The sequence below is a fragment of the Anaerotignum lactatifermentans DSM 14214 genome (assembly GCF_900142265.1).
Classification (GTDB): Bacteria; Bacillota; Clostridia; order Lachnospirales; family Anaerotignaceae; genus Anaerotignum; species Anaerotignum lactatifermentans.
On the sequence record NZ_FRAH01000108.1, the window covers coordinates 1 to 8271 of the forward strand.

Genomic DNA, 8271 nt, shown 5'->3' on the forward strand with positions numbered 1-8271 from the left:
TCCATCTTTAGTCGTTTGTTCTCATACTTGTATTCTGCCAGTGTTTTTGCAGGTTTGCGCCCTCGTGTCTTTGGAAGGACAGATTCTTTTAGCCAGCAGTGAATTGCCCATCGACTAATCCCATACTCTTGACTTAAAGCACGCTGACTTTCTCCTGCTCTGATTCGTGATACAACTTCCTCTCGTATCCCCGCTGGATACTTTTTCATTCCTTTTTTTCCGGACATAGCGAGACCCCCTTATGTAGTTCTATTATCCTACATAAGGGGGCTTTTTGTCATTGTCCGTTTTTACTGGACCTGTTCAGAAACAGAAAGCCTTTTTCTTTTTTCAATTATTTTTTGAAAGGTTTGTATTCCACATCCAGACCAAAATGTTTGGGGCCGAAGCATGCCAGACCTTCCGGTGTTGTCCAGATTTCAGGAGAAGGCAGTGCCAGAACTGTCATTTTCTGACCGATACCGAAATTGGGAGATGTGAGAGGATTGCCGTCTTCGCCGATCATGCAGATCAGATCAGGTGCAACCACATCTACTTCACCATTGCGGTAAGAAATGATATTTTCATTCTTCAGCCAGATTTTGTACTGTTCACCTGCATATTCCCCTTCGCCTGCCAGATGGATTTCACCAAAGTTGAAACCATCTCTTGTTTCCCAAGGGAAATCTGTGACTGCGCCTTTGAACAGGATTTTGCCATCTTTTGCGTCAGCGATAGCCTGTGCCACATCTGCACCTTTTTCTTTTGCTTCTCTCAAAACCTGACCGATTTCCTGAGCATAAGTGATCATATCAGGAATCAGAGATTCTTTGATGACTTTGCCCACGTTGGCATGGTCTGCAACGCCAACCATGTTGTCGCTGGCAACAGCAATGGCTCTGACGATATCTTCCGCTCTCAGGTCATTCTGTACGTTCTGGATAACAATCTTTTCGCCGAAACGAGTTGCCACACCCATAGGATAAATGGGCACGCCTTTTACATAGTATGTAGAATGCTGCAATTCAGGTACAGATCTGCCGGCAGGGTCAGCATCCAGCAGAGGCACGCCTTTTTCCAGCGCCGCATGAAGGGCTTCTGCTGTGTTTGCCCCGCCCAGTTCTGTGGAACCTACGGCATAGATTTTTTTACCCAATGCTTCTTCCAGCGCTTCCATTGCCAGAACAGAAGGCACCACTTCGGAAACTTCCAAATCTTTGAATTTAGGGTTCAAACCAGTTGCAGAAGGTGCGCCGCAGCCATAAGGTGTTACCACATATTCATCATCGGGCAGTTCATCCAGACTGATGAGCTGCAGCACTTCGTCATTGTCAAAGTGCTTCTGCATCATTGCCAGACCTTCTTCCAGAGGACCGCCGCCGCCAGTACCCAGAACGGCACAGCCGTACAAAATATCTATCATATCCTGTTTTTTCAATTCTCTCATGTTGCTACATCCTTTCTTTTTTTACTGTTCACAAATGCCATCTCTTGAAGTGGAAGGCATGAATTTTTCTAAGATAAGATAAACGATTCCGCCGATGATAATACCGGAGAATTCAACTTTTACAAGGAAATATGCACAAAGTGCACCGATGAACCAGGAGATCACACCGCACCAGTTCACGCCATCTACAGGTCTGAAATTCTCTTTTTTGCCCTTGCCTACAATCCAGTAATCGGCAATGATGACGCCGCCAATGGGGCAAACCACATAAGACAGCAGACTCAGGACACCTTCAATATGAGACAGAACACCCAGGTTGCACAGCACAATACCCAGAATACCAGCTACGAGAGTGGCTTCCCGTCTTTTATTATCTTTCAGTTTGAACGCCATAACGATGTTCAGACCTCCGCTGTAAGCATTGGTGGAGTTGGTTGTCCAGGTGGAAATAATCATAGCCGCAATGCCGAAGAGAGGCAGTCCAACGTTAATCAATACCATACTGATGTCATATTCCCCGGAAATCTTTGTCAGAAGGATCCCCATAATCAGTGTAATCACACCCATAGGGAATACACCGTAGAATACAGATTTCACTGTATCTTTTCTGCTCTTCTGGAATCTGGTATAGTCCGCTGCGTTAATAGTCCCTACTGCTGTAAAGTTAAAGGACAATGCCACACCACTCATAAAACTCATGGTCTGTACAGTTTCTGTTTCCAGACCCTGTCTGCCGTAAATCTTGAATGCCAGATACAAACCAAAAAACATAATAATCATCAACAGTGGAATGGAAATCTTGTCCAGTTTTTCCAATGCTGACATACCGTAAACAGCAGTGAGCAGCATAATAAGACCCCAAACAGTATTGGATACCACAACAGGAACGTGAATCCCTGTCATTGCCTGCAAACCATTGGTAAAGGCTTCCCCACAGACACCATTCTGAATACCAAACCAGCCGATTAAATTCACGGCAAAAATGATGCTGACAATAAATCTTGCGCCTTTCTTCCCGAAACCGGCTTCACATGCTGTGCAGGAAGGAACGCCAAGGTCACAGCCCATCATACCTGTGATAACCATACCGATGACAACCACCAGATAGCCCAAAGAGCCGGAAATGATAGCCGACCAGATTGGCATAGCCTCTGCCAACATTGCACCCAGCAAAAACGCCGGTACGCAGACACAAATACCTGCCTGCACAAATGCCAGAGAAACCCAGTCTTTTCGCTGTTCAGCGGGAATCACCTGCAATGCGGTGGTTTCTTTCTGATTTTCTTTTATTTTTTTGTCTTTCGTGATTGTTTCTTTTTCCATAGCCCTCTTTTGTCTGATTCCTTTCTTTGTTTTTCTATATGTTATCATGTTCTCATTCATTTGACTTTGTGCACGCAGGAAAAAACACCGCATATCCTTTATGCACATGCACAAAAAAGGTTGTTGTCCTTGCTGTTTCATAGTATAATAACAGAAAATTTTTGTGCAAGGAGTATTTTTATGAGTATCACCATTCGAGATTGTCTGAACCTGCCCTCTTTCAGTTTCGGAAATGTTGTGGCAGGCAAAAACGGTCTGGATAAAATCGTATCCTCTGTTTCTGTCATGGAGTTTTTCTCCCTTTCCGACTTTGATGTATTCACACCAAACGAATTGATTATTTCCGCTTTCTATGCCATCAAAGATGATGTGGAAAAGCAATGTGAAGCCCTGAAAGAACTAGCGGACACCGGTGCCATTGCGCTGGTGCTGTTTTACGTGGGTGCCGTCATACCGGAAATTGATGAAAAAGTCATCTATCTGGCAGATAAGCTGGAACTGCCCCTCATTGAGCTGCGTTCCGAAAATTATTCCATCAAATACAGCGACATCATCACCGATGTAATGACTGCCATCATACAAGATCAAAACGCCTCTCAGGACTTTATCGACACCACCAAAAAACGGCTGGAACAGCTGCCCTTTGAAGTCCGCACCATGGAAAACCTGCTGAACATCATTTCCAACCATTATAAATGCAATCTGCTGCTGACTGGTGCTTCCCAGCTTTATTTCCAGTCACAGTACCGCCCCACCTATATCAGCGGCGATTCTGACTTTTTCTATGAACAATTTCATAATGCGCCCACAGGCTATTGGGAGAAAACGTTGATGGTACAGGACAAAACCGTACATATCTACAAAATGGACTTTTCCTACGCCTCCAACATCCGCATGACAATGTATGCTTCCTGTCACAACACGGTTTTGGACGAAAGTATCCTGCATAATATGTGCACCTGTACCCTGTTCTTCTCTACCCTCTGGGGATACTCTCTGGATTTATCATCGCCGGAAACACTGCTTTCTCTGATCTTCAAAACAGAAACCGGCGCCGCAAACCGTTATCTTAATGCGGCAGGCATTCCCTTTTCCCACATTACCAACCTCATCATCGTTTCTCCCGGCGGCGGCGATATTCAGGAACTAAAGGCACACCTACTGGCATTATTCTATGATTACAAAAAATACTTTCTGGAAGATATCATTGATAACCAGATTGTCATTCTTTCGGCTTTTGACCTGACAAACAGCATGGATGCAGCCCTTTTTGAGGAATTGTGGCGCTTTACAGATAAATTTGATCCCAAAGCCACATTCTTTATGAATGAAGGCAGCAAAGACATTGCCGCTCTGAAAAGAACCTATATGGATTTCCGCAAAAGCCTGCCCGCATTATACAAGATTTTCCAAAACCGCAGAAACTGGGATACCCATGACATCATGCTTTCTCAGGAAATCATCGCACTGGCGGAAACGGAAAACAAACGTACCAAATATCTTTCCAATCTGGCAGAAATACTGAAACAAGACAGCGATGACCTGCTGACCACATTAGGGGTATATATGATCGACTGCGACAGCAAACTGAATCTCACTGCCCAGACCCTTTTCCTCCATCGCAATACCGTCACATACCGCCTGAACAAAGTCCGGCAGCTGACCAACACCAACTTTACACTGATGCCTGCTGCCTACGACTTTTATATGGCTTTGGCATTATGGCGATATCAAAAAATGGATGGGTGATAAAAAGAAAACACCTCATACCTGAAACAAAAGGTATATGAGGTGTTTTTTCTTTGAGAAATACTAACGCAAAGGATATTTTACTGCTTCCTGGATGCCGTCTGCGATTGCCTGAGCTACTTGATCCTGATAAGCGGGATTGGAAATCTTCAGGGCATCCCCTGTATTTGTAATGAAAATCACTTCCACAATGACTGATGGAACTGTGGTTCTATTCAAAATCAATACATCCGTCCAGAGTTTTGCCCCGCGGTTGGTATTGCCTGTGGCAGAAACCACTTTTCCCTGCAAAATCTCTGCCAACTGCTTGCTGGTCAGCCTTGCCCCATTGTCATTGGCATGAACCTGATATAGAGTTTCTGTACCGTTTGCTGTTTCCGGACCAGAATTCATGTGAATAGAAACCATCAGGTCGGCAATGTCATTGGCTGTTTTCGCCCTTGTACTATTTTCTGGATAAACATCGCTATCTCTGGTCATATAAACCTTGATGCCGCTGCCCTGCAATTTCTGGGCAATCTTTTGGGCAATGGTCAAATTCAGATTTTTTTCCTGCATACCGTTTCCGCTGGTGCCCGGGTCTTTGCCCCCATGCCCTGCATCCAGCAGCAAAACTTTGTCATAGACTTCTTTGGGATTTTTCACACGGATAGCATAGCTGTCCCCTTCATCAGTCACTTCATATGCACTGATGCGTTTCTGCTTGAAACGGAATGTGGTATTGCCGCCTTTTGTAGATACTTCAATATTTTCTACCACCGTTCCTTTCACATCATATGTACCATAGCCGTAATCGCTTTCATAATCTCCTGGTAATGTCACATCAAAATATCCATCCAGATAATGATCTTCAAACTTGACGCTTCCTGTGTCTATTTTATCTTTTTTGTCCAGATAAAGCACATTGGCATTTTTATCATAACGCATGTTTTTCAATGTCGTCGGATAGATTTCCAGAATCAGGTTTTGGGTTTCTTCCCGATAGCTGTACTGCACCAAATCTTCTACCGCCAATACCAATTCTACCGTATTCCCCTTAGACGTATCCACCTTTCCATCCAAGACATACTGGAGGTCAGCTGTATTAATTTTATCATTCAAATTGGACTGGCAATTAGGGATGGTCACAACAATCTTCTGAGGGTCAGCCGTCATGGCAACACTGGCTCCAAAAGAGCCTGTCCCACCGATGGTGATGATGTCTTTATTCTGGCTGTGAACAGCGGAAATCTTGTCCACCGTTGTTTTGCCAAAAGAAATGGTGATATTTTTCTTGTCCGCACTCTGTGTGACTTCATAGTCCTTTTTTCCGCTCAAATCAAATACGACGCGAGTGAAGGAATCACCATTATTTTCATGGGTTGCAGTGCGAATCCCTGTAACGATATCACTGTTTGTTTTTGTGATTTCACCAGGAAGGCTGCTTTTTGCACCATAAAAATCCAAAACAATTTTCTGGTCGTCTACAAAAGTCTTTTCATACCGTCCCATTGGTCCATCTGCCTGAATGGTAAATGTCTGGTCAGCATCTTTCGCGGATGGCATCTGGATGCCCGTCAATGTGCCTGTCGTTGTCTGTCCGCTTTCCGGTGCTTTTGGCTCATCCTTTACGACGGTATCACCGCTCTGAATGGAAACAATTCTGTTGGGGTCATCCCATTTGATATTCAAATGCAAAGCATCTGCCAATGCCCGGACAGGCAGCATAGTTCTGTCATTGACGATGGTCGCCGGAACATCCATGGTGAATTCCTTTCCGTTTTCATACCCTGTTTTGCTGTCTACGGTAAAAACAATGATGTCACTTCCCCGCATGACATAAATCTGTTTTGCAGCTTCGTTCCAATTGACTTCACATCCCAGTTCCTGGGCAATCTGCCGCATGGGAAGCATGGTTCTGCCGTCAATGATGACCGCAGGCATGTCCTTGGGAACCATTGCTTTTCCGTCGATCTCTATTTTCACTTCCTTTGCCGCATAGGCATGGTGTTTGCCGTTATAAAATAAGTCCATCTTCACCTGTTCACCATAAACCGTTGTCGCGCCCAATAACCCCAGCGCAAGGGTTGTAAGCAGAAGTTTTTTCCAATTCATTGTCGCACATCCTTTGCTTTTTCCTGTGTTTTCATAAATGCCCTATCTGCATTTTACCATCTTCCAGACACAGAAAAAACAAAAATGAAAATTGTTAAGAATATCTTCAAAAATTTTCTGAGAAAAAGGAAAAACTGGTCAAATTCAGGGAAAGAAAGCACCTCTAAAAATGATGGAAATCCAGAAGTTTCTTGCGTTTTTCTTAACTTTATATACAGTCAAAACAAATTGTGATATGTTGAATAAAAAAGGCGATATGTCAGACAATGATTTTTATAAAATTCATTTGCAGCATCATTGATACAAGGAATCAAGGGGGCATTTCCATGAAGAAAAAGATTCGGATTTATTCCAGTTTGGTTGCATTGACATTTCTTAGCACTTCCATCCTTTGCGCCTGCACCAACACTGATACATCTACCGCAGCAAAAACGGATCAAAGCCGATTCTATTTTCATGCGGCAGAAAAGGCAGCCGACAACAAAAGAACAAATTTTTATATTGATAGCGACAACAATCTTTGGGCATGGGATTCTGTTTATCCAGATTACCCTTATATTGGTAATGCCTTTCTGCCGCCAACGGAACCAGAACCCATCATGAAAAATATCAAGGAAGTGGTTCCCACCGGTATGTATAACGATTTATTTTATGTATTGGATACAGACAATTCCCTTTGGGAACTGCCTACGGATATGAACCCCTCTATCCCAAAGAAAAAACTGCTGGATGATGTGGCAGTTCCAAATATGGAACATGCCATCACTGACAACGGGGACTTATATGTCTGGGATGATCAAACCAGATATATTTCAGGAATGGTTGGTCTAACGAAAGAGGAAATGAAAACCCCAAGATGTATCGTGAAACAAGCCGCATTTACAGATTTAGATACCAGTACCAGCTTTGCCATAGATCAGGATGGTTATTTGTGGTCTTGGGGTGAATGCCAGTATGGGGAATTGGGTCAGGGAGAATCATACATCAGAAGTTCATCACCAACGATCATCGCTGATCATGTGGCAAAATTCTATCGCAGCTATGACCGTGGCGAACCTACCATGTACGCACTGAAAACAGACGGGACTTTATGGGCATGGGGATATAACCAATATGGCGCTGTGGGAAATGGCACAACAGAAACGGTATCAACGCCCACCAAAGTTCTGGATCATGTAAAAACATTTACCTGCACCGCTTGTCCTAGCAATGGTGCTTTCGATACATATACCAATGCCTTTGCCCTGCGGGAGGATGACAGTCTTTGGGCATGGGGATACAATGACGAGGGTAATCTAGGAAACGGTACCACCGAATCTGCATTCTCTCCCGTAAAAATCTTGGATGATGTAGCAGAAATTGAAACAGACGTCAACAGGCAGTGTGAAACTTTTTCTGTAAATATGTAATTGAAGAGGTTCTTCTATGGTAAAATTTAAATCATAGGAGGACCTTTTATTATGGCAAAACAGAAGAAACCCATACATCGGGTACAAATGACAGAGGGAAAACGAAACATTATTCATCAGCTCATGGAAGAATACGATATTCAGACAGCTGAGGATATTCAGGAAGCTCTAAAAGACCTTCTGGGCGGAACCATCAAAGAAATGATGGAAGCAGAAATGGAGGATCATCTCGGATATGAAAAATCTGAGCGTTCTGACAATGATGATTAC

The 8271-nt window shown here is 43.7% G+C and carries 6 protein-coding genes and 1 pseudogene; 3 read left to right on the forward strand and 4 right to left on the reverse strand.

The window, feature by feature from the left end:
- The 3 genes and pseudogenes from BUB35_RS17190 to BUB35_RS17200 all read right to left on the reverse strand — a co-directional run.
- A pseudogene (locus BUB35_RS17190) lies at positions 1-227 on the reverse strand (hypothetical protein); the annotation flags it as partial.
- 107 nt (positions 228-334) lie between these two features.
- A complete protein-coding gene (locus BUB35_RS17195; RefSeq protein ID WP_072853748.1) occupies positions 335-1426 on the reverse strand; it encodes a DUF917 domain-containing protein in 1092 nt (363 codons plus the stop codon).
- Positions 1427-1447: 21 nt separating this feature from the next.
- Positions 1448-2749 carry a cytosine permease gene (locus BUB35_RS17200; RefSeq protein ID WP_159432912.1) on the reverse strand — a complete coding sequence of 434 codons (1302 nt, stop codon included), beginning with the start codon at positions 2747-2749 and terminating at the stop codon, positions 1448-1450.
- Between the two features lie 180 nt (positions 2750-2929).
- Here BUB35_RS17200 and BUB35_RS17205 point away from each other — a divergent pair, with 180 nt between their 5' ends.
- Positions 2930-4498 (forward strand): PucR family transcriptional regulator, encoded by a 1569-nt coding sequence (locus tag BUB35_RS17205; RefSeq protein WP_072853750.1) that lies wholly within the window; start codon positions 2930-2932, stop codon positions 4496-4498.
- A 63-nt stretch (positions 4499-4561) separates the two neighbouring features.
- Here the strand turns inward: BUB35_RS17205 and BUB35_RS17210 are convergent, their stop codons facing one another.
- A complete protein-coding gene (locus BUB35_RS17210; protein ID WP_072853751.1) occupies positions 4562-6592 on the reverse strand; it encodes an N-acetylmuramoyl-L-alanine amidase family protein in 2031 nt (676 codons plus the stop codon).
- Positions 6593-6918: 326 nt separating this feature from the next.
- Here BUB35_RS17210 and BUB35_RS17215 point away from each other — a divergent pair, with 326 nt between their 5' ends.
- Positions 6919-8001 (forward strand): RCC1 domain-containing protein, encoded by a 1083-nt coding sequence (locus BUB35_RS17215; RefSeq protein ID WP_072853752.1) that lies wholly within the window; start codon positions 6919-6921, stop codon positions 7999-8001.
- Positions 8002-8052: 51 nt separating this feature from the next.
- The coding region (locus BUB35_RS17220) for a transposase (protein ID WP_084730766.1) at positions 8053-8271 on the forward strand (219 nt) is incomplete at its 3' end.